The organism is Shewanella sp. SM73, assembly GCF_025653795.1.
In the GTDB taxonomy this organism is placed as follows: Bacteria; Pseudomonadota; Gammaproteobacteria; order Enterobacterales; family Shewanellaceae; genus Shewanella; species Shewanella oncorhynchi.
Window position 1 is genome coordinate 406914 of the sequence record NZ_JAKKRY010000003.1, and the last position, 23232, is coordinate 430145.

At 44.4% G+C, this 23232-nt stretch carries 17 protein-coding genes and 1 pseudogene; 16 read left to right on the top strand and 2 right to left on the bottom strand.

The genetic code is table 11. The annotated features are described in order from the left end of the window. The first annotated feature begins 10 nt into the window (after window positions 1-10). From L5M51_RS07050 to L5M51_RS07060, 3 genes are all read left to right on the top strand, one after another. Entirely contained in the window at window positions 11-2104 is a 2094-nt protein-coding gene (locus L5M51_RS07050) for a prolyl oligopeptidase family serine peptidase (RefSeq protein ID WP_263172103.1), read from the top strand. A gap of 268 nt (window positions 2105-2372) precedes the next feature. Beyond that, the gene (locus tag L5M51_RS07055; protein ID WP_263172105.1) at window positions 2373-3998 is read left to right on the top strand and encodes a phosphoethanolamine transferase; all 1626 of its coding nucleotides are present in this window, start codon (window positions 2373-2375) and stop codon (window positions 3996-3998) included. A gap of 188 nt (window positions 3999-4186) precedes the next feature. Beyond that, window positions 4187-5215 carry a GGDEF domain-containing protein gene (locus L5M51_RS07060; protein WP_028759897.1) on the top strand — a complete coding sequence of 343 codons (1029 nt, stop codon included), beginning with the start codon at window positions 4187-4189 and terminating at the stop codon, window positions 5213-5215. 131 nt (window positions 5216-5346) lie between these two features. Here the strand turns inward: L5M51_RS07060 and L5M51_RS07065 are convergent, their stop codons facing one another. Further along, a complete protein-coding gene (locus L5M51_RS07065) occupies window positions 5347-8052 on the bottom strand; it encodes an acetate--CoA ligase family protein (RefSeq protein WP_173244787.1) in 2706 nt (901 codons plus the stop codon). A gap of 276 nt (window positions 8053-8328) precedes the next feature. Here L5M51_RS07065 and L5M51_RS07070 point away from each other — a divergent pair, with 276 nt between their 5' ends. The 10 genes from L5M51_RS07070 to L5M51_RS07115 are packed head-to-tail and all read left to right on the top strand — an operon-like array spanning window position 8329 to window position 19087. After that, window positions 8329-9471, top strand: coding sequence for a methyl-accepting chemotaxis protein (locus L5M51_RS07070; RefSeq protein ID WP_263172108.1), 1143 nt, complete (start codon window positions 8329-8331; stop codon window positions 9469-9471). A 14-nt stretch (window positions 9472-9485) separates the two neighbouring features. Further along, the gene (locus L5M51_RS07075) at window positions 9486-9770 is read left to right on the top strand and encodes an STAS domain-containing protein (RefSeq protein ID WP_028759900.1); all 285 of its coding nucleotides are present in this window, start codon (window positions 9486-9488) and stop codon (window positions 9768-9770) included. Between the two features lie 8 nt (window positions 9771-9778). Beyond that, window positions 9779-11512 carry a SpoIIE family protein phosphatase gene (locus L5M51_RS07080; RefSeq protein WP_263172109.1) on the top strand — a complete coding sequence of 578 codons (1734 nt, stop codon included), beginning with the start codon at window positions 9779-9781 and terminating at the stop codon, window positions 11510-11512. Between the two features lie 3 nt (window positions 11513-11515). Continuing rightward, window positions 11516-11881 (top strand): response regulator, encoded by a 366-nt coding sequence (locus L5M51_RS07085; RefSeq protein WP_028759902.1) that lies wholly within the window; start codon window positions 11516-11518, stop codon window positions 11879-11881. A gap of 17 nt (window positions 11882-11898) precedes the next feature. Continuing rightward, window positions 11899-14055 carry a chemotaxis protein CheA gene (locus L5M51_RS07090; protein WP_263172111.1) on the top strand — a complete coding sequence of 719 codons (2157 nt, stop codon included), beginning with the start codon at window positions 11899-11901 and terminating at the stop codon, window positions 14053-14055. A gap of 10 nt (window positions 14056-14065) precedes the next feature. Beyond that, on the top strand, window positions 14066-14578 hold the full coding sequence (locus L5M51_RS07095) for a chemotaxis protein CheW (protein WP_049821692.1): 513 nt from the start codon (window positions 14066-14068) through the stop codon (window positions 14576-14578). A 5-nt stretch (window positions 14579-14583) separates the two neighbouring features. Continuing rightward, window positions 14584-16581: a methyl-accepting chemotaxis protein gene (locus L5M51_RS07100; RefSeq protein WP_028759905.1), complete on the top strand. Its 1998-nt coding sequence runs from the start codon at window positions 14584-14586 to the stop codon at window positions 16579-16581. Continuing rightward, window positions 16582-17427, top strand: coding sequence for a CheR family methyltransferase (locus L5M51_RS07105; protein ID WP_028759906.1), 846 nt, complete (start codon window positions 16582-16584; stop codon window positions 17425-17427). Next, window positions 17414-18034, top strand: a complete 621-nt coding sequence (gene cheD, locus L5M51_RS07110; protein WP_105252529.1) for a chemoreceptor glutamine deamidase CheD — start codon at window positions 17414-17416, stop codon at window positions 18032-18034. Before L5M51_RS07105 ends, cheD begins: the two co-directional genes overlap by 14 nt. 3 nt (window positions 18035-18037) lie before the next feature. Further along, the gene (locus tag L5M51_RS07115) at window positions 18038-19087 is read left to right on the top strand and encodes a chemotaxis response regulator protein-glutamate methylesterase (RefSeq protein ID WP_263172114.1); all 1050 of its coding nucleotides are present in this window, start codon (window positions 18038-18040) and stop codon (window positions 19085-19087) included. A gap of 108 nt (window positions 19088-19195) precedes the next feature. Here the strand turns inward: L5M51_RS07115 and L5M51_RS07120 are convergent, their stop codons facing one another. Continuing rightward, a complete protein-coding gene (locus L5M51_RS07120) occupies window positions 19196-20830 on the bottom strand; it encodes a diguanylate cyclase (RefSeq protein ID WP_263172115.1) in 1635 nt (544 codons plus the stop codon). A gap of 391 nt (window positions 20831-21221) precedes the next feature. Between L5M51_RS07120 and L5M51_RS07125 the strand changes: the two genes are divergently transcribed. The 3 genes and pseudogenes from L5M51_RS07125 (at window position 21222) to L5M51_RS07140 (ending at window position 22990) form a co-directional block, all read left to right on the top strand. Next, window positions 21222-21455 carry a hypothetical protein gene (locus L5M51_RS07125; RefSeq protein WP_263172147.1) on the top strand — a complete coding sequence of 78 codons (234 nt, stop codon included), beginning with the start codon at window positions 21222-21224 and terminating at the stop codon, window positions 21453-21455. Further along, on the top strand, window positions 21353-21901 hold the full coding sequence (locus tag L5M51_RS07130) for a class I SAM-dependent methyltransferase (RefSeq protein ID WP_263172144.1): 549 nt from the start codon (window positions 21353-21355) through the stop codon (window positions 21899-21901). The genes L5M51_RS07125 and L5M51_RS07130 overlap by 103 nt, the downstream gene beginning before the upstream one ends. Next, window positions 21891-22990: pseudogene (locus L5M51_RS07140) on the top strand (HNH endonuclease). Before L5M51_RS07130 ends, L5M51_RS07140 begins: the two are co-directional and overlap by 11 nt. Window positions 22991-23232: the final 242 nt, after the last annotated feature.

Consider the following 23232-nt stretch of genomic DNA (forward strand, 5'->3'; position numbering starts at 1 on the left):
AAGGAATAGAATGAATCATAAATTACTGCCTTTGTGCATTGCAGGAGTGCTCGGTATGAGCGGTCAACTTCACGCAGAAGAAGATAAATACATTTGGTTAGAAGATGTTGAAGGCGCAAAGCCGATGGAATGGGTGAAAACCCAAAATGCTGCATCTGCCGCCGAAATTAAAGCGTTTAAAGGTTTTGATACCTTAGTGGCGAACAGTCTCGCCATCCTGAACGATAAAGAACGCATTCCCTACGCGACCCACATTGGCGACAAGTTATACAACTTTTGGAAGGATGACACCCATGTGCGCGGTATTTACCGCCGCACTACCATGGAAGAATATGCTAAACCCGATCCCAAATGGGAAACCGTGCTTGATATCGATGCCTTAGGTAAAGCCGAAGCCGTCAATTGGGTATTTAAGGATATTAGCTGTCAATATCCCGAAAATGAGCGCTGTTTTGTCTCACTTTCCCGCGGTGGTGCCGATGCGGTGGAAGTGCGAGAATTTAATTTAAATACTAAATCCTTTGTTGCCACCAAAGATAAGCCATTCTTTTTGAAAGAAGCCAAATCAAGTCTGAGCTGGATAGATAAAGACCACGCCTTTGTCGGTACTGATTTTGGTGATGGTCAAAGCATGACTGACTCAGGTTATCCACGGGAGGTGAAACTCTGGCAACGTGGTACAGCACTCGAGCAAGCGAAACCGATTTTCACTGGTGACAAAACCTCAGTCGCAGTATCAGGCTGGGTTTTATTCGATGATAAAACGCCGCTGAGTTTAGTCACCGAGGCACATACTTTTTATACCGCCAGCCAATATGTCTATCAAGATGGCAAACTCATAGGGTTGCCATTACCTCAAGATGCTGAGATTAAAGGTTATTTTAAAGGTAAGTTATTTATTGAGTTAAAGAGCGATTTAACCAATAAAGACGGTAACTTTAAGCAAGGCGCGGTCGTGTATGCCGATGTGGCGGATCTTATCGCCCAAAAAGCCAAATTCAGTTTATTTGTGAGCCCGACTCAGACCGCATCGATAGCGCAGCTTAGTTTTAGTAAGAGTGCGATTTTCGTGAATTGGCTCGATAACGTGAAAAGCAAATTAGTGCGGTATGAGCAAGACGAAAAGGGCGCTTGGCAAAGCACCCAAGTCCCATTCGAAGCGAATGGCGCCCTGACGGTAATGGACGTTGAGCAAGACAGTGATGATTTTTTCGTGAATTACACCAGTTTTCTTGAGCCTTCAAGCCTCTATACGGTTAATGCAAAAACCTTAAATCCGAAGAAAATTAAAGGTATGCCGCAACAGTTTGCTGCGGATAAGTTTAAAACTGAGCAATACTTTGCGACGTCTAAAGATGGCACTAAAGTACCGTACTTTGTGGTGATGGCTAAGGATCTTAAGTTAGATGGCACTAATCCTACGCTACTTTATGGCTATGGTGGGTTTGAAGTCTCACTGCGTCCATCCTATTCGGCCACCATTGGTAAGAATTGGTTAGAGCAGGGCGGCGTATATGTGTTATCTAACATTCGTGGCGGTGGCGAATATGGCCCAGCTTGGCATCAAGCGGCGTTAAAGCAAAATCGACATAAAGCCTATGAGGATTTCGAGGCAATAGCGGAAGATTTGATTGCCCGTAAAATCACGTCAAGCAAACATTTAGGCATCCAAGGTGGCAGCAACGGTGGCCTGTTAATGGGGGCGGCATTTACCCGCAGGCCTGATCTGTACAACGCTGTCGTGTGCCAAGTATCTCTGCTTGACATGTTTAGATTCAATAAGTTACTCGCCGGTGCCAGCTGGATGGGCGAATATGGTAATCCGGATATTCCTGAGGAATGGGCTTACATTAAAACGTACTCTCCGTACCATAATCTGCATAAAGACGTGCATTATCCAAAGGTCTTTTTCACCACATCGACCCGTGATGATAGGGTTCACCCAGGTCACGCCCGTAAGATGGTTGCTAAGATGAAAGACATGGGAATTGATGTCTTGTACTACGAAAATATTGAAGGTGGCCACGCCGGCGCTGCAGATAATAATCAAGCTGCGGAACTTAATTCAATGGCGTTTGCCTACTTATTACAGCAATTAAGATAATTACCGCTGGGTTAGCATGAATTGTTAACTCTTCACTGGTAAAACCGAGCAAGACCCTAATAGGTTGGGGAGCAGAAAACGGTCGAACTTATTGAGGTTCGGCCGTTTTTTTAAGTTTATTATTTAATGTTAACAATACCCACAGATAATTTGAGCCATTGCCGAGAGCTTGCTACTATTGCGAAAAAATTTCACTGTCAAAGGCTAAGACTACCTTAAGAATACTAAGTTATTCTCGACAAACAACTAATTTGAGTGAGAGCTATCAGTGTTAGCAAGATTTAAGACTCTATCGGTGAATCGATTCACTTTTATCACAGCGTTATTTTACGTCTGTATTTTCAATATCCCATTGTTTGGCATCATTAAGAAAGGCATTGAAAAACAACCTGATGTCGATCCTATCTTCATTGCTACTGTGCCGTTGTTTTTAACCTTTGCACTCAGTTTTGTATTTTCCTTATTTACGGTGAAGTATCTCGTTAAACCGTTTTTCATCTTACTCACCTTGTTATCATCGAGTGTGTTCTTCGCTGCCTACCAATACAATGTCGTCTTCGATTACGGCATGATAGAAAACACTTTTCAAACCAATCATGCCGAAGCGTTCATGTATGTGAATTTCGCTTCGATAATGAATATGTTACTGACTGGGATTTTACCCGCATACCTTATCTATAAAGCGGATATTCAGTACAAACCTTTCCTAAAAGAACTACTGCATAAAGTGCTTTTTATGCTAGCGATGTTGGCAGGACTGGGCATTATTGCTTTCTTCTATTTTCAAGATTACGCGGCTTTTGGCCGTAACAACGACGAGCTAAAACGTTATATCGTGCCGACATATTTTATCGGCGTTGTCTCTAAGTACATCAATGTGCAGTACTTGCAAACGCCAATGGAATATCAGCAACTTGGCCTCGATGCAAAAAATGTCAGTGCCAACTCAAATGGAAAACCGAATTTATTAGTTCTAGTCGTGGGGGAAACCGCGCGTTCAATGAGTTATCAGTATTATGGCTACGACAAGCCAACCAACGCTCATACCCAAGACCAAGGATTAATAGTCTTTAAAGATACCCATTCATGTGGCACGGCAACGGCGGTATCTTTGCCTTGCATGTTTTCTCGCATGGGACGGGAAGATTACGATTCACGCCGTGCCTATGCTCAAGACACCGCCGTTGATGTGTTGGATCATGGCGGTATTAAAGTGCAGTGGTTTGACAATGATTCTGGCTGTAAAGGGGTGTGTGACCAAGTTGAAAACATAACCATTGATTTGAACAGTGATCCTAAGTTGTGCACTGGCCAATATTGTTTCGACCAAGTGTTACTGAACAAATTAGATGAAGCCTTAGCCAACGCAGAACGCAAAGATACCGTGATTGTATTGCATGTCATTGGTAGTCATGGCCCAACTTATTTTTTACGTTATCCAGCAGAACACCGTAAGTTCACACCGGATTGTCAGCGCAGTGATATACAAAACTGCAGTGAAGATGAGCTGATGAACACCTATGACAATAGTATTTTGTACACTGACTATATTATTAGCGAAGTGGTTAAAAAATTAGAAAATCAACAAGATAAATTTGATTCAGCCATGTTGTATCTGAGCGATCATGGCGAGTCTTTAGGCGAAAAAGGCATGTATTTACATGGCGCGCCTTACAGTATCGCACCGATTGAGCAGACGAGCATTCCTATGCTTGCTTGGGTGTCAAAAGATTTTAGCAAAGATAATCAATTGGATATGGATTGTTTGGCTGAGCATGCGGCGAAAGGTGGTTTCTCCCATGATAATTTATTCGATAGTCTATTGGGACTAATGAATATCAAAACTGAGGTATATCAGCCTGAATTAGATATCTTTGCTCGCTGCCGCGGTTAATTGTGGACTTAATTGTCGCGAGGTTTAGCTCGTTCTAGTTGGTTCGACACCATGATGAGGAAGAGGATGGCAACATCCTCTTTTCTTTTGCTCCCTGTCATAATAATTGATTTCTCCCATATCCAAATCGAATCAGTTGAGTTAACTTAATATATACAAAAACATAACAAATCTATGGTTCGCGATTTATGTCTTCTACTGCAGAAAATAAAGAACTTGATTCTGCCGCGCAAATTTTGCGTTTGGCCGTGCCGCAAATGTCTGCCCTCGATATTCCTGTTACTCCTGAAAATTACACTGTTTGGTATGAATATTTTGCAGGTACAAATCTCGATTTAAATCGCGCGATTGATGGTTTTTTGGCGAATTCTGTCTCTTTTACCAAGGAAGTTAATACCAGTCTTTATAAAACCTTTATCCAAGAACAGTCACCAGAAGTAATTGAAAATGTTCAGATTGAAACACAAATCTTGATCAATAGCCTGTTGAATAAAATCAGCCAGTTGAGTCAAGGAACCGCGGCATTTTCTGGCTCATTAGCCGAGTTTGGTTTGCGATTACAGACTAATCCCGATATCAATACCTTGAACGAGCTGGTTGATGGTGTGGTCGATGAGATGCAGATGCTACTTATCAACAACCGTGAGATGGAGCAAAGTCTGTGTACCATGGGTCAAGAAGTACAAAATCTTAAGTCGGAAATGGAAAATCTTAGCCTCGCAGCGATGACAGACCAATTAACGTCTCTGCATAATCGCCGCGCCTATGAATTGAGTATTCAGGATCAAATCTACCGTTCACAAGATCACCAGACCCGCTGTAGTCTCTTACTGATTGATATCGATAACTTTAAAGCCTTTAACGACACCTATGGCCATTTGACCGGCGATAAAGTATTGGCCTATGTCGCATTAGCCTTAAAGCAATGTGTGCGTGGGGATGACTTTGTTGCGCGTTATGGCGGCGAAGAATTTGTGGTGGTGCTACCTAACACCCATTTTCACGACGCATTGCAAGTGGCTGAAAATCTGCGTGAACGTATTTCTGAGCGGCGCTTAACGGTAGGGAAAGACAAAAAGCTTTCCCTTGGCGCGATTACTGTCTCGATTGGGATGGCCTCATTGCAACAGGGGGATGATGCTGAAACGCTGTTTAGTCGCGCCGATAAAGCACTGTACCAAGCTAAGTCCGAAGGCCGTAACTGTGTTAGAGGCTGAGAATGTGATGCGAGTGTCGATGTTTCAAGGCGTTAAGTATTAGCTCGGTCGCTATTTCGTTAAATAATCATTTACTTAGGATAACAAAATGCCGCAATGATTTGCGGCGTTTTTGTTCGTCTGGATAGGTGCTATTGATCACTGGGCGGTTTTAAATCCATGTGCATTTTGATCAAATGCTCCTCCATATCGAAGGTCACTTTAAAACCGAGACTCTTGGCAAGACTGGCCATATTGCGATTCTCAAACATGGTAAAGCCGGTGAGCACGGGCGTGTCGTTGGCCTGATAATATTTGATTAATTTTTCGAGTAACAACTTGCCTAACCCTATACCTTGATGATCGCCACGCACCGCCATGGCAAACTCGGCCTCGGTATTATCAGGGTCAATAGATGCACGCACGGCACCTAAGGTGATGTCATCGCCATCGGGTCCCTTCGCCGTGGCGATAAAGGCCATCTCACGGGCGTAATCGATTTGAGTTAATACCGCCATTTCTTCATGGGTCATTTTCGAGCGCACCCCAAAATAGCGTTTGTATCTGTCTTCATCGGATAGCGAATTATCGAAGGCCAAATGTTTAGGTTCATCTTCGGGCAAAATCGGCCTTAGCATTACCTTAAGGCCATTTTTTAGCTCGGCGAATTCTTCTAATTCCTTCGGATAGGGCATGATGGCCATCCGCGATGAACTGTCGGCATTGGCATCATGCAAACGGATATTCACATCGAGCAGAGTGATGTTTTCACCCGCGGCCAGTACTGGGTTTAAATCTAACGAGGCGATTTCAGGGCAATCGATAATAATATGGGATATTTGCGTTAACATCACGCACAGGGCATTCATGTCTAGGCCCAGTGGTAAATGTCTGTCTTTTAACTTATGGGTCTTTAACGCTTGGATCACCATATAACGCGCCAGTGCCATATTCAGGGGAGGCAGGGCAACGGCAGCATCATTGGTGGGGTCCCATTCTGAGCCACCTTCGCCAAGGCAAATCGCCGGACCAAAGACGGGATCGCTTATCACGGCCACGCGGATTTCCTGCGCGCCAGCGGTCAACGCCATTTTCTGCACTATCATGCCTTCAATAATGGCTTCGGGATTGGCTTGATGCACCCTCTGGGTAATCGCATTCGCGGCGTGGCGGATATCTTCAGCCGAGGTTAAATTGAGCATCACTCCGTGCACATCGGACTTATGCAAGATGTTAGGGGATTGCACTTTTAACGCTAAGGGATAGCCCGCTTCATTCGCAATGGCCACCGCTTCATCGGCATCTTTCACAAACCAAGTGTCTATAGTGTTAAGCCCATAAGCACGCAAAATAGGGCTGGCCTCATGGGTTTCCAGTACCGATTTTCCTTTAGCTTGAGCCGCTTGCAATAATTTGCGCGCCGTGAGGCTATCTGTCGGAATATTATCGGGGATCGATTGCGGCACTTCTTGCAGCAGTTTTTGGTTACGACGGTATTCAACCATGTGCATAAAGGCCCCCACAGCACCTTCGGGTGTACGGTAGGTGGATATACCGCCCTTAGTGAAGCGTTTTCGTGCCTGATAAGCTGAGTCTTCACCGCTCCAGTTAGTCAAAATATTGAGGCGATTCTTTTTGGGATGCGCGTGGATCACACTCACCAAAGCATCAGCTATCTCAACACTTTCACCGAGTGCTGAAGGGGAGTGCAAGACCAAAATAGCGTCAAGTTCATTGGAATCCATCAAGATAGTCAAAGCTTTAGCATATCGTGATGCGTTCGCATCACCAATGATATCGATGGGGTTTTGCCTTGACCAAGTATTCGGTAACACGGCTTCTAATTTGGCTATGGTGTCATCTGACAATTCAGCCAATTTACCGCCGCGCATAATGAGTTCATCCACAGCTAACACCGCGGGGCCGCCACCATTACTGATAATTCCTAAGCGTTCACCTTGCAGCGGATTAGAATGCGCGAGGCTTTCAACCGCGGCAAACAGTTCAATTAGATCGTTAACCCGCAACATACCTGCACGGCGAAACGCCGCTTCATACACTGCATCGTTACCGCCAACACCACCCGTATGCAATTTTGCGGCGCGGGCACCTTCGGCGCTGCGGCCCGATTTAATCACTAGAATTGGTTTATTGCGTGAAGCGGCTCGAGCAGCGGAGAGGAAATGGCGCTTCTCATTCACTGAGTCGATATAAAGCATGATGGCGCTGGTGCGACTATCGCGGCCAAGGTAATCGAGCAGTTCGTCAAAGTTAATGTCGGTGGCATCACCGAGGGAGATAAAGGAGGAAAAGCCAATACCTTTGTTATTGGCCCAATCGAGTACCGTTGTACAAATAGCAGCCGATTGAGACACAAATGCTATTTTGCCCGGTAGGGCGCTGGCGTGGGCTAAGCTGGCATTTAATCCCAATGGGGGTAATAGCATTCCTAAGCTATTTGGCCCCAGAATGCGCATCCCGTAACGCTTAGCATTTTGCATGGCAAGGTCGAGCAGGCTCACGCCATCTTCGTTAAATTCCTGTGCCATTCCCGCTGCCATAATAATGGCCACCTTACAGCCAAATTGCGCAAGGGTTTCAACAATGGTGGGCACACGGCAAGCGCGGGTACAAATAACCGCTAAATCGGGTTTGATGGGTAAGGCTTCAATATTGGGATAGGCGAGCACGCCCATCACTGCCCGATACTTAGGGGTGACTGGCATGATAGGCCCCGAAAAACCACTCGATAGTAGGTTTTTCATCAGCACATTACCCGCGCGTTTTTCGGTATTCGAAGCGCCGATAATAGCAACGGAAGTCGGTTTAAATAAGGAGTTTAATGTACGTTGACTCATAAGCGATCCCATCCCAATCCATGACGCTTCCAGTGTAACCTAGGGTATGAGGACTGCACAGTTAAGTTTCGGGTTCCATTAAGACAAGTTTATTAGCAAATCATGAATTTACGGCAATTTACTGAGAATTAGCGCTCAATGATGGGGATTTCTATCGCGATAACTGCATTTTCCGCATTGCGACACGTAACAATGTGAATAATTTCACTTTCGTGTTTGAAAATCACCCAATATGAAACTACTTTTTAATCACTGTACAATTATTGTGAAGTCCATATGACATACAAGGATGGGGTCGTTGCGGTGCTCGCGGCAGGCGTTGGATATGCGCTGAGTTTGATGACATTGTGGGCTATTGGTCCGGTTATTTCTGTATTGATGATGTTGCTGTGGCAATTTTATCAGCACCAGCAAATGCAGTCAGTTCAACAGCATGATGATAAGTCCTTCAACAACCAACTTGCCGCGGATTGGCAAGCCCATATCAATCTGTATCAAGAGTCAATCACGACACTTAACGGCTGCGAGGCTAACATTGACAGTGTGCTAGCGGTGCAAGGTGACGCAGTCAATTTGCTCGGTGAGTCATTCGATGGTTTAGGGCGGTTAATGACGGAGCAGACAGGATTTATTTCAGATCTCGTTAAGAGTACTGATGATGCTGAGTTATTCCATTCAGATCAAATGAAGCAATTTGCCAATAATACCTCAATGACGTTAGAGCGCTTTATTCAATCCACCATAGAAATGTCGGCATCAACTATGGAGTTGTTGGAAAAAGTGAATCTCATCTACGAGTCTATGCCTCATGCAATGAAAGCCTTGCAAGACATAGATCAAATCTCGTCCCAGACTAATTTGCTGGCTTTAAATGCGGCAATTGAAGCGGCGCGGGCGGGTGATGCGGGTAGAGGCTTTGCCGTTGTGGCAGATGAAGTGCGCGCTTTATCCACTCGTAGCGCAGGTTTTAGTGAAAGCATACAAAAACAGCTTAAATCAATTCAAATTCAGATTGAACAATTAACCGTACATGTGAGTAAAGTCGCCGCTCAAGATATGACTTATATTATTGATGCCAAAAAGGATATAGATACTGCACTAAGGCAGATTATCGTTAAAGCAGAGAAGGATTCTCAAGTGATTGAACGTATCGATTCATCGGCACATGAACTAGAACAAGCCATCTCGGATACTATTCGGGGATTGCAGTTCAGTGATATTACTTCCCAAAGCCTGATTTACACAAATCAGTCCCTAAACCATTTAAAAGAATCGCTCAATCGCGTCACCACTATGTCACAACAGGAGTTTGGCATTAAGGGGGATGACATCACAATACAAATGAGTCGCCGACGTCAGGAGACTCATAATCCCGTTTCAAGGGATCAAATTACCTGTGGTGAAATTGAACTCTTTTAATTAGGGATAACACAATGTCAAATATTAAAGTTATTTCATTGCCAGAGCGCTTTGACTTTTATTACCACAAGAAATTCACCAGTGATTATCAAGATATTTTAACGCTTCCAGAGGTTAACCATATTATTTTAGATTTTAGTCGAGTGCTTTACCTCGATAGTTCTGCTTTAGGCATGATGGTACTGCTGCATCGTAAGGCGCAGGAGTTACATATTTCTACGTCTGTAAAAGGTGCACATGGTCAGGCGAATGAAATCCTTAGTATTGCCAATATGCAGAAAATCTACATCATAGAGTAACACTCATTATGGTATCGCTTACTCAGCCGGAACATTTTATTTTAGTTATCGATGATGACGCTATTGCGAGTCAAAGGATCAGTGACTTTATTCATAGCAAAGGTTACAACGTCATTGTTTGTAGTGATCTAGAAGAAGGTTTATTTGAAATAACGCAAAATACGGTTGATTTAATTCTGATTAACTATTGGTTAAAGGATGGTACCGCACTGGCGTTACTGGACAAGTTGAATAAGGATAAAAAAGAAACACCTGTTATCGTCATGAGCGAGACAAAAGAAAATCAATCCGTATTAGCCTGTTTTAGAATGGGGGTTTTGGATTTTGTTGTTAAACCGATAAATGTTGAAATATTTTGGTACAAGGTTGAATGTTTACTTACCCGGGTGCAACTTCAGCATAAAGTAGAGCATCAAAGAATTGAACTTGAAAAAATGCTTTATGAAAAGGCCCGAGAAGAACACATGGCCCGGCATTTATTTGAGCACTTAGTCAATATTGATAATACTGACTTTGATTTTGTACATACTTACTGCCAAGCCAGTGCTAATTTTAGCGGTGATATTATCCTCAATGGCATAGCGCCTAATGGCAATTTCTTCTTAATTCTTGCCGATTCAACAGGTCATGGCCTGAGTGCCGCCATGCCCATAATGCGTGTTGCCAGTACATTTAGAGCCATGGTTTCAAAGGGATTTTCTTTAGTTACGTTTATTTATGAACTGAATGCTAAGCTCCACCGAGAAAACCCTGAAGACAGATTTGTTGCCTGTATTATTTTAGAAGCCGATTTTAATCGTAATAAATTACATATTTGGAATGGTGGTATGCCACCCGTATATATTAAAACGGGGGGAGTTGACTGTTTAATAAACCACAATATTAAAGAAACTGACCATTCTCGTTCAGTCAGTAATCAATCCATTGATAAATTTAAATCGACAAATATGGCCCTTGGTATTTTACCTCCGCATACTTTTATAGCTGATATTGTTACGGTTGATTTACCATCCCATGGGCATGCTTGCCTTTTTAGTGATGGTTTAATAGAGCAATATACCCATGACGGCAATCCATTTGGCATTGATAAATTAAAAGATCTTTTTATTCATTTTTCAGGTGGTTTAATAAAATTTTTAGAGAAAAATATTCATGAGTACTGTTCTGCTGAAAATATTGCCGATGACATCACTATTTGTACCTTAGATTTTGAACGATTAAACACTTGGCATCAAGATCGTGATGTCAATCGTATTAAAGCCATTATGGATGGTGAGTTCTGCTGGGATGTCAGTATTGCAGGGCCTATGTTACTCAGCGCTGATTATTTAAGTTCATTGAATCAGTTTCTCAGCATATTGGGATTTGCGACTAATTTCTGTCAACGGGTTTTTACTGTTGTCGCAGAGTTATTTAGCAACGCTATTGATCATGGTGTACTAAAATTAGATTCTCGACTAAAAAATGATCCAGAAGGCTTCGAACTGTACCATAGTATTAGGGACAGTTTTGCAGATAGGCTCACGGAAAATGATTGGGTAAAAGTGAGCATCATCTGGCGTTCATCGCAGGATGAATTACATATTAGCGTGGCTGACAGTGGCAAAGGCTTTGAGGGTGATGAAAATTTGATGGCGGACATTCCTCAGTTGTCTGGGCGCGGTCTATCGCTGGTGAAAACATTATCTAAGACATACGAATTAGTACCGCCAGGGAATATAACTAAAGTCATAATGGAATAGCGCATGAGTAAAAGAATATTAATTGTTGATGATTCCGCAGCGATTCGACAAATGGTCGAAGCGACCCTTAAATCGGCTAATTATCAAGTGGTACTGGCCAAAGATGGTCGAGAAGCCCTTGATATCTGTAATGGGCAAAGATTTGACTTCATTCTGACTGACCAAAACATGCCTCGAATGGATGGGCTGACCTTAATTAAATCCTTACGTGCTATGTCGGCATTTATGCGTACGCCGATCATTATGCTCACCACGGAAGCGGGCGATGACATGAAGGCCCAAGGGAAAGCCGCGGGTGCGACGGGATGGATGGTAAAACCCTTTGATCCTCAAAAGTTGTTGGCTATTACGGCTAAAGTGCTGGGTTAACTGCAACGGGGTGCGCTATGTCCATCAATATGGCCGAGTTCCATCAGGTCTTTTTTGAAGAAAGTCATGAACATCTTGAAAATATGGAACAATTGCTATTGGCATTGGACCTTGCTTCTCCCGATCCTGAAGAACTGAACACCATTTTCCGTGCTGCACATTCTATAAAAGGCGGCAGTGGTATTTTTGGTTTTACCGCATTAACCAGTGTCACCCATGTGATGGAAAACCTGCTGGATAAAACCCGTAAGGGTAACTTCCAATTAACGTCATCTATTATCGATTTACTGCTGAGTACTGTGGACACGTTATCCCATATCTTGAGCTTGTACCGCGAAGAAGAGCAGATTGATTGGCAGGAGGTTGAATACAGTAAAAGTCAGTTGGTTGCAGCGTTAAATGGTGAGCCTTTTAGTTCATCAGTTGCGATACGTAATGGTACAGACGCCGCTACTAGCACTCCCATCATAAATGCAGCACCCACCGTACCAGTGGCGGCAGAAGATCTGGGTTTTGGATTTTTTGAAGATGAAATGGCACGTGATATTGCTATCGAAGGTGAAGACTTTGGATTTTTTGATGAGGCTTATCAAGCGGAAGAGATCAGCGCTGACAGTGCGATAAATAATAAAGAGCGTAATGCTGATCTGTGTGATGTGACAATTGACGATGATGAGTTAGGCTTTGGTTTTTTTGAAGCATTAACGCCAGAATCCTTCGCTAATGAAATCGAGTTATTAAGTTCAAAACCGCTAGTGCAAAAGGTTTATAAGCCAGCGACCACTCGAGCACATCAAGCCCAGGAAACTGGAAGTAGCCAATCCAAAAACATCTTATTTAAAGCCAAAGCGACTGAGCCCACCGCACCCATTTCAACCGTGCCCACGAGTCCTTCTGTGAAAGCAAGCTCGCCTGCAATACTGAGTTCAAACGCAACATCAAACTCATCCGTTGCCCCAAAGCCCAATACCACAGAGGTGAAAACAGCGACAAAAAAATCAGCCACGCCAGCCCAAGATGCCACCTTAAGGGTCGAAACCTCCAAAATAGATACCCTGGTCAATCTCGCTGGCGAGCTGGTGATCACTCAGTCCATGTTGACCCTCATTGGTAACGAGATGACGGGCGATTTAGGTGAGCGACTCAAGACTGCGCTCAATGAATTGGAACGTAATACCCGTGAGATGCAAGAGGCAGTGATGTCGGTGCGTATGCTGCCGGTATCCTTTGTGTTTAACCGTTTCAACCGTTTAGTGAGGGACCTTTCTGAGCAACTGGGTAAAAACGTCAATCTCGTGATTGAAGGTGGCAACACAGAAATTGACAAGGGCATGATTGAAAAGCTCGTCGATCCGCTGACCCACTTAGTGCGCAATAGTTTAGATCACGGTATCGAAAAACCTGAAAAACGGCTCGCTGCGGGTAAATCTGAAGTGGGTGTGTTATCCCTTAAAGCCAGTCAAAGGGGCGGCAATATCGTTATCGCTGTGTACGATAACGGCGCAGGCTTAAATCGTGAACGCATTATTCAAAAGGCGCGGGAAAATGGTTTGCAAGTGGCTGATAACAGTAGCGACAAGCAAGTTTGGCAATTGATTTTTGCCGCAGGATTTTCAACTGCGGAGGAAGTCACAGATGTGTCAGGCCGCGGTGTCGGTATGGATGTGGTGCGCCGTAATATTGAAGCCTTAGGTGGACGCATTGATATTGAGTCCACTGAGGGCCAAGGCTCAACCTTTGAAATCCAGTTGCCACTCACGCTCGCCATTGTCGATGGTATGACGGTTTCTGTGGGAAATCAGATCTACATTTTGCCCTTAGTGCACATCATAGAATCTATTCAGCCGCAAACGGAACAACTTAAATTTCTCGCCAAAGAAAGACTCTTAAAAGTACGTGAAGAGTACTTACCTCTGCTCAATCTTTATCAGCTGATGGAAATTGAGCCCAATGCCCGCTGCCCAGAAGAGGGCATAGTCGTATTGCTCGAAAGCAACCACAAGCGCTTTGGCCTGTGCGTTGATGCCTTAGTTGGCCAGCAGCAAGTGGTGATTAAAAGTCTTGAAAAACATTATCGCAGGATCCCCGGAGTTTCCGGCGCCACCATCATGGGCGATGGCAGCGTCGCGTTGATCCTCGATGTCGAATCGCTCGCTCTGCACATTAAAAATTAAGGAAATAGCCATGGAGAGTCGATCAACTATGACCGCCAAAGTGGAATACAACGCCCATGATGAGGTGGAGTTTTTAAGCTTTATGTTAGGCGAAGAGCACTACGCCCTTGACATTATGTCCGTCAAAGAAATTCGCGGTTATGAGTCGGTCACTAAAATCGCCAACGCCCCCAGTTTTATAAAAGGCGTGATTAATTTGCGCGGTGACATAGTGCCCATAGTGGATTTGCGGATGAAATTTGCTGTTGGAACCGCCACTTATAACGAGTTCACTATCGTTATTATGCTCAACGTGTTTGAACGTATAGTCGGCATAGTGGTCGATGCCGTCTCCGATGTGATTAAGCTGTCGGCGGAGGAAATCTTACCTGCCCCAGAATTTGGGGTGGCGTTCGATAGCCGCTACCTCAAAGGCTTAGCCACAGTCGAGGATAAGATGATCATTTTAGTAAATATTCAGGCTCTGATCAGCAGTGATGAGCTGGGTCTAATTGATGCAAATAGTCTGACTGATCAGGAGTAACAATAATGAGTATTTTCAATTTTTTTGGCAATGATGAGGCGCGTGAGCAAAGGGATGAAGAGCGTCAGCGCTATTTTCAGCTACTTGATAATAGTGGCAACAGCTTTATGATAGCTGACAGTCAGCGCAATATTATTTATGCGAATAAAGCCGTCGTCCGTTTACTACAAGAGGCAGAGGACGATATTCGTAAAGAGTTACCTCAGTTCTCGGTTGCCAAACTGATCGGCAGTAATATCGACATTTTCCATAAAAATCCTGCACATCAGCGTAATTTATTAGAGCGTCTAACCCAATCCCATACCGCGCAAATCACCATAGGCAAACGTACTTTTAGGTTGATTTTGACGCCGATTATCACGGCTGAAAATAAGCATTTAGGCACAGGTGTTGAGTGGATAGACCGCACCGAAAGTATCGAAGCCGAGCGAGCAACCCTGCGCATCCTCGAAGCGCTCAATAATACCAGTACCAACGTTATGATAGCCGATGCTAACCGTACGATCATTTATATGAATCGCTCGGTCGAAACTATGTTGCGCCATTCTGAAAGTGAGATCAGACAAGCCTTACCGCATTTTTCCGTGGATAAAATCCTCGGCAGCTCTATGGATATCTTCCACCGCAATCCTGCTCACCAAGCAAGTTTACTCGATAAATTAGACCGTAAATATGAATCGCTTATCAAGGTCGCGAGTTGCCATTTTCGCTTAACCGCCAGCCCCATAGTGTCTAAAGGAGGTGAGCGCTTAGGGACTGTGGTTGAGTGGCTCGACCGCACCATTGAAGTCCAAACCGAGCAGGAAATTTCCCGCATAGTCACAGCCGCAGCTGCGGGTGATTTCTCCCAAAGGGCGGAAACAGATGGCAAGCAAGGTTTCTTTTTAATGCTAGCGAACAATTTAAATTCGTTAATTGAAACCTCGGAACGTGGATTGCAAGATGTGGCGCGGGTGCTGATGGCGCTGGCCGACGGAGATCTCACCACTCGCATTTATAACGACTATGAAGGCACCTTTGATGATTTGAAAAATTACTCAAATCAAACGGCTGAAAAGTTATCCTTCATGATCCAAGATATTCAACGAGCCGCGGATACCATCAATACCGCTTCGGCAGAAATAGCTCAAGGCAACGCTGATTTATCCAGCCGCACCGAAGAACAAGCTTCGAGCCTAGAGCAAACCTCGGCCAGCATGGAGGAACTCACAGGTACAGTGAAACTCAATGCGGATAATGCCAGTCAAGCCAATGCCTTAGCCTCTAAAGCGGCTGAAGTCGCTGTGGACGGTGGTGAGCTTATTCAGCAAGTTGTCCAGACCATGGCATCGATTAATGAATCGGCGCGTAAGATTGCCGACATTATTGGTGTTATCGATGGCATTGCTTTCCAGACCAATATCTTAGCGCTCAATGCTGCGGTTGAAGCGGCGCGGGCGGGCGAACAAGGCCGCGGCTTTGCTGTGGTCGCGTCAGAAGTGCGTAGCTTAGCCCAACGTTCGGCCAATGCCGCTAAAGATATCAAGGCACTGATCTCGGATTCTGTGTCTAAAATCGAGAGTGGCAACAGCCTTGTCGGTAAGTCCGGCGATACCATGAAGGAAATCGTCATCGCCATTAAACGGGTGAACGACATCATGGCGGAAATTGCCTCAGCCTCTAATGAGCAGGCCATCGGTATCGATGAGATCAGCAAAGCCGTAGTGCAAATGGATGAAATGACGCAACAAAATGCGGCATTGGTTGAAGAAGCGGCCGCCGCAGCGGAAAGCATGCAATCCCAAGCGCAGCAACTCTCAGACAGTGTCGCCAGTTTTCGCGTGGACGACGAAGATGAAGCCCCAAGACGCAGCAACGCGAGATTAGCGGCGCCCAAAGCGAAGGCGATGAAACCCATCAAACAGCAGCTTCAACCTATGGCAAAATCAAGGGTGACAGAGAAACCTAAAACCAATGCGATGAAGCCCATGAAGCAAGATCAAGATGAATGGGAAGAATTTTAATTGAGTGAAAACAAACCATTGGAACGAGAGTTTGCCTATACCTCGGTGCACTTTAATACCGCGAGGACGACGCTGTACCGCTTAGCGGGGATCAAACTCGCCGATAGCAAGGATGCTATGGTGTATAGCCGTTTAGTGCGGCGGATCAGAACATTGAAATTAGCCGGTTTTTCGGCTTATTTTGAGTATCTGCTAAGCCATGAAAACGAACACCAAGAATTTATCAATGCGTTAACCACTAATCAAACAGCATTTTTTCGGGAGCCGCATCACTTTGAGGTGTTAAAACAGTATTTAATCGATAACCCTGATACTCGCAGGATCTGGTGTGCGGCCAGTAGCACAGGGGAAGAACCTTACTCGATTGCGATTGTCGTCGCTGAACATTTCAACAGTTTTAAAACGCCTATCGAGATCATTGCTTCCGATATCGACAGCGGCGTGCTTAAAAAGGCTGAAATGGGTATTTATCCCTTAGACAGGATCGATACTGTTAGCGATATTCGCAAGAAACGGTTTTTTCACCGTGGAAGGGGTTCACAGTTGGGCAATGTGCGCGTGGTGCCCGAATTAAAGCAGATGCTCAAGTTTACCCGCATCAATTTGCTCGATTCTTTTTGGCCGCTAAAAACGCCAATCGATGTGATTTTTTGCCGTAATGTAATGATTTATTTCGATAAAGAAACGCAGGAAGTCATATTAAAACACATGATGAACTCCCTTAGCGAGGATGGGCTTTATATTGCGGGACATTCGGAAAATTTTAATATGTTCCCGCAAATCATCACTGCCGTTGGTCAAACAACCTATCGGCCAGTGAAGGGGCTCATGAGTGCTAAAACCTAATATCGAATATGCCATTGCAGAGCCGAATCGCTATCACGATCATCATTTTGGTTGCGATGCGGTAAAAATATTACCCGGTGAGTATTTTGCAACCCGTGAAGATACCATGATAGTGACAGTGTTAGGCTCCTGCGTCTCAGTGTGCTTGTATGATCCTAAGCTCAAAATCGGCGGAATGAATCACTTTTTATTGCCAAGTGACAATAGTAATTGTACTGGGGTGCTCGCCGATTCAGCCCGTTACGGTGTGTATGCCATGGAGTTGTTAATCAACGACTTGCTCAAGCTTGGCGCACAGCGCAATTCACTCGAAGCTAAGGTGTTTGGGGGCGGTAATATGTTACGTAGTTTTACTGTGCACAACATTGGTGAGCGTAATGCTGAGTTTGTGATTGAATACCTCAATCTTGAAAATATCCCTATCGTTGCTGCCGATTTACTCGATGTGTATCCGCGCAAAGTGTATTTTTTCCCCCATTCGGGCAAAGTGAAAGTCCGTAAAATTAAATCCATGCATAACAGCACAATTCTTGACAGGGAAAGTGAGTACCGTTTACGGGTTCGTAATTTACCTTCGGGCGGCGACGTTGAACTATTTGGTGATTAAGTTATGACGATCAAAGTGTTAGTTGTTGACGATTCTGCGCTAATGCGCAGCTTGCTCGGTAAAATGATTGAGGCTGACTCTGAACTGTCTCTGGTTGGGCTTGCTGCCGATGCCTACGAGGCCAAAGATCTGGTGAACCAATTTCGCCCCGATGTGATTACCTTAGACATCGAAATGCCCAAAGTAGATGGTTTAACATTTTTGGACCGCTTGATGAAAGCCAGACCCACTGCGGTAGTGATGATTTCATCGTTAACCGAGCAGGGCGCTGATGCGACATTTAACGCCTTGGCCTTAGGCGCGGTGGATTTTATCCCTAAACCGAAATTAGACTCGCTCCAAGGTATTCATGATTATCAGGATTTGATTTTAGATAAGATCAAATCTGCCGCGAAAGCCAAAATCATCAAGCCGCAGAAATTTGTTGAGCCAGTACGCCCTGTTTCAAGTAAGCGGCCAATATTGGCCAATACAACCCTGACACAGCATTTAGTCGCGATAGGCGCATCTACTGGCGGTACTGAAGCCATTCTTTATGTATTACAACATTTACCCGCGGCTATGCCGCCGATAGTGATCACCCAACATATGCCAGCGGGGTTTACCCGCACTTTTGCGGAACGTTTAAATCGACAGTCACGGATTACTGTCAAAGAAGCCGAGCATGGGGAACGACTCTTACCCAGTTATGCCTATGTTGCCCCTGGCGATCATCACCTTGAGATCATCAAAGTGGGTGGTAGTTATAAAGTTAAATTAACCCAAGATGAAAAGGTCAGTGGCCACAGACCTTCGGTCGATGTGATGTTTACGGCCTTGGCCCAATGTGCCACGCCCAATATCAGCGCGATGATTTTAACTGGCATGGGCAAAGATGGCGCCGAAGGCATGGTGGCGCTACACCAAAAAGGCGTCACTACATTTGCCCAAGATGAACAAAGTTGTGTGGTATTTGGCATGCCACGAGAAGCAATAAAGTGCCGTGCGGTAGATTATGTGGTGGAGTTATCGCAGATGCCGAGCAAGCTCATTAACCATTTAAGCTCACTGTGACCGCCCACGCTGAGTGGGATTCAAAAGTGATGAATAGAGCGTGAGTCTCGCAGGAAGAGCATTACGCCGAACTGATTTGTGCGCTGCAGTGGCTCATTCTATCTAGTGCTAGTCAGTCGGAGAAACCACGAGCTGATTTCTGCCTAAACGTTTAGCTTCGTAAAGGTTTTTATCTGCTAGTAACAGACAATCTTGAAATTCCTCACATTGATCCGAAAAGGCTAAACCGCCGCTGAGCGTCACCTTAAATTCGACGCCATCTTCAACAAATACGATATGGCTAAAGCTTTCACGGATCGCATTCAACTTGGCAATCGCCAGTGGTTTTTGCATATCTGGCAGCACTAACATAAATTCTTCACCACCGTAGCGGCCGGTAAAGTCAGTTTGACGTAAGGATTGTTGTAACAGGTGGGCAAATGCCAACAACACCTTATCACCACCGGAATGACCATAAGTATCGTTGACCTTTTTGAAGTGATCTAAATCGAACATAGCGATACAAACTTGAGAGTTAATCCGTTTCGCTACGTTAAAACAGCGTCTCGCAGCCACCAGAATTTGGGTATGATTTAACAGCCCAGTTAAGCTGTCGCGACTAGCCGAACTGCGAATATCATGACCCCGTTGCGCACGGGAAATCACCTGCGCGACGAATAAACTCGGTGCGGTTTGCTTTGAAATTAAGTCATCTGATCCCGCTTGTATGATGCTGACCTTATTCTGCATCGTATCGTCTGAGCTCAACACGAGAATTGGGCTCGAGGTGTATTTATCCAATTGGCGGATCATCTTTGCCAGCTCAAGCCCGTTCACTTCGGGCATGTACAAATCGAAGATAAACAAATCAGGCTCAAATTGCTCAAGGGCAGGCAAGACTTGCTCGGCACTGGACAACCCTTTTACCATCAAACCATGGCTGCGTAACAGGCTTGAAAAGTAATCCACCATAGATTGTTGATCATCCACCAGTAACACCTTAAGCGGCTGTTTCTCTGACATCTTGAGAGATTGATGGATTTTGCGCACCAATAAAGTGGTTTCCGCAGGTTTAACAAAATATTCGCTGACGTTGGCACGAATGGCCAATAGCCGCATGTCAAAATCCCCCCGCGAGGATAAAACAAATACTCGGGTATTGTTCTTCTCAAACTCAGTGGCAGCTTCGAACAAGGCCTCTTTAGTCCAATCTGGTAGAATTAAATCTAATAAAATCAGATCGAAGGGCGTTTTATTTTGCACCACCAGAAAGCTCGTGAAATTCAAAAAATGCTGCACACTAAAACCGAACTCTCGCAGCTGCTTTGTGATCATAGCGCCGACATTCCCATCGTCTTCTATGATGGCAATATGGTGCTCATGGCGCGCCTTTGACGGTTTATAGGGGCTTTGCTGCATTTGCGCCTCTACTACTGGCGCCGACGGTTGGCCGCGCATATTGTTTTGTAACAACTGGTGGAAGAGGGTATCTAAGCCTTTGATCGTAGGAAGTTCGGGGGCTGGCGCATTGAGCAGCCCCTTAAGCAGCAACTCCAGTTTATCGACTATGTGTTTGGTATCTGATAACCCAAAGGTCTCGCTCGACCCTTTTAAGTTATGCACCTCTCGGTACACGGCAGACAGCATGTGTGCGTCCCAATTTTTACGCAATGAAATCCACAAGGTAATGATTTGTTTCTTTTTATCCGGCAGTGCATGTAAAAACTGTCGTTTAAGTTGCTCTAACGAATCTTCAAAACTCATAGGCAATAGATATCCTAAATAATTGAGCCCTAGGTCTTAATCTCTATGTAGACGCTACGCCAAGACGTTAAAACCCGTTCACTCCAACACTGAAATGGAAACTGCTCTGGAGAAGCATGTAACAGATTCAATCAATTGCACTTATCTTTACACTAACTCATAGAGTGTAAACCACTGCGACAAAAACGACGGGGAAATGCTGAGATTGCATAGGTATTGATAAGAATTTTGGGTCGAATAGCCGAAATCAGCACAGTGATCGCGAACAACATAATGCTAAATATTTTATGCAAAACAGCATGATAATGATGACATATATTTTTTATCAAATACGACTGTGATAAGTTAGCGTCTGTAAAAACAATCACTTGTTGCAAAAGGATCGTTGTCAGTGAGCACAGTGTTTTATAATGACCACGCCGAAATACTCGCGGCACAGTATTTGTCTAAAACCTTTGAAGAAGTGCATTCGAGTTGGTTGCATCATCTTTTGCCTCTACTTACCAAAAATACATTGTCGATATTGGATGTGGGAGCAGGTTCTGGGCGGGATGTGCATTATTTAGCCGAAAAACAGAGGGCAAAGAGACACAAATTATTGCAGTCGAACCTGCGGTTGTTTTAGCGAAAATGGGGCAGGTGTTAACTCGGGATCTACCCGTGCGTTGGATTGAGGATGGTTTACCTCAGTTGCAAAAAGTGGTTGGCCTAGCGCAACAGTTTGATCTGATTTTACTCAGCGCTGTGTGGATGCATTTATCTCCCTCAGAGCGCCCACTTGCACTAGCAACACTCTCACGCTTACTCAATTCGACTGGACTTTTAGTCATCAGTTTGCGCCATGGCCCAAGCCCCGATGCGCGCGTTATGCACCCAGTCAGTGCCGATGAACTGCTCACACTTGCTGCAGATTGTCAGCTACGACTTTTAGATTTGAGCCAAGATGAAACCGATAAACTCGGTCGCTCACAAGTGCATTGGCAGACGTTAGTTTTTACACCCAAACTGATGCCAAACGTAAATGCACCTGAAGCAAGCGTTATTATTCAGGAGCGACTGAATGCCGATTGATGCGAGAAGACAAGTTGAATTTATTAGCTATTTACAACGTCTGTTAGTTGAAGGGGATTTCGTTGCAACTTACAAATTTGCCTTACTGCATGCGATCGCCGATATCTGTATCGAACGGCCATTATGCATGCGATCGCCGATATCTGTATCGAACGGCCATTAATACTCAATGCCGATCCTGCGCTGAAAACCGCCATCAGTATTGATGATTTGGTAGAGAAGTTTATTGAACTTTACTGGCAACACTCTTTGCCTTTTGGTGCCAATGATGGGTATTTTGTCTTGATCCAAAATAGTGGAAAGCAATCAGCCTTGATCAACAGTTTGATTGAACTACGCCATCAAGGTGTTAACAGTCTATCCCAGTTAAAAGCGCATCTTAGTTATCCAGCTTTATTGCGTAAAACGCGCGGTACGTTTAAAGATGGCCCCTTATGGCGCTTACAAAACTTGTCACGTAATGAAGAATGTTTTCTTTATCCCCATGATAAAACGAAAAATTACATCGAGTTGAATCTGGGTATCGCATTTTGCTTCAGGCGATTTCACGATTTAGTGGTGTCATTGGCTCGTACTCAATGGGTACAAAAAATCGCCGAGTTTCCAGCAAATCAAGTGATTATAGGCAGTAAAGGCAATTTAAGTGAGTTTCTGTTTGGTAGCGACAGACAGACGATCACCCATGCTAGACCTGTACTGCTTGATATCCAAAAAGGCCAATGCTTCTATTGCCAAAAATCATTAAAAGAAACAGGCGAAGTGGATCATTTTATCCCTTGGGCACGATATCCTAATGATTTAGGCCATAATTTTGTCCTCGCACATAGCAGTTGTAATAATCAAAAACGCGATCATCTTGCCGTTCAGCACCATAAAGATAACTGGTATGAGCAAAATATTATCCGGCATGGCCAAACGTTACACTCTGAACTCAGTCGATATTTCGTCTGTGAGAGTGATCGCTCTGAAGCCATTACTACTTGGGCTTATCAGCTTGCAGGACAAAATCGCTCGCCTCTCTGGTTCGATAAAAAGACCTTTGTGCCTTTTAATGCATTAGACAATGACCTGTCAAATACTGCAATTTAGAGCATGCTCACAGCTTTATGGCACTTATTTTTAGCACTCGCCAAGGTAAGCAACTGTGCTGCAATTGAATGAGCAACGCTGCCAAGCTAAAGTAATCAATGAACTATTTACATGTTATCTTGGTGGCATTACATTTTATCTTCATTGATTTTGTTACCTGTTGATAGTAAAGGTTTACTTCCTGCCAAGGTAATTGATTTCAAAGAGAATAAGGAGTATTTGGTGGATATATATGGCGCACT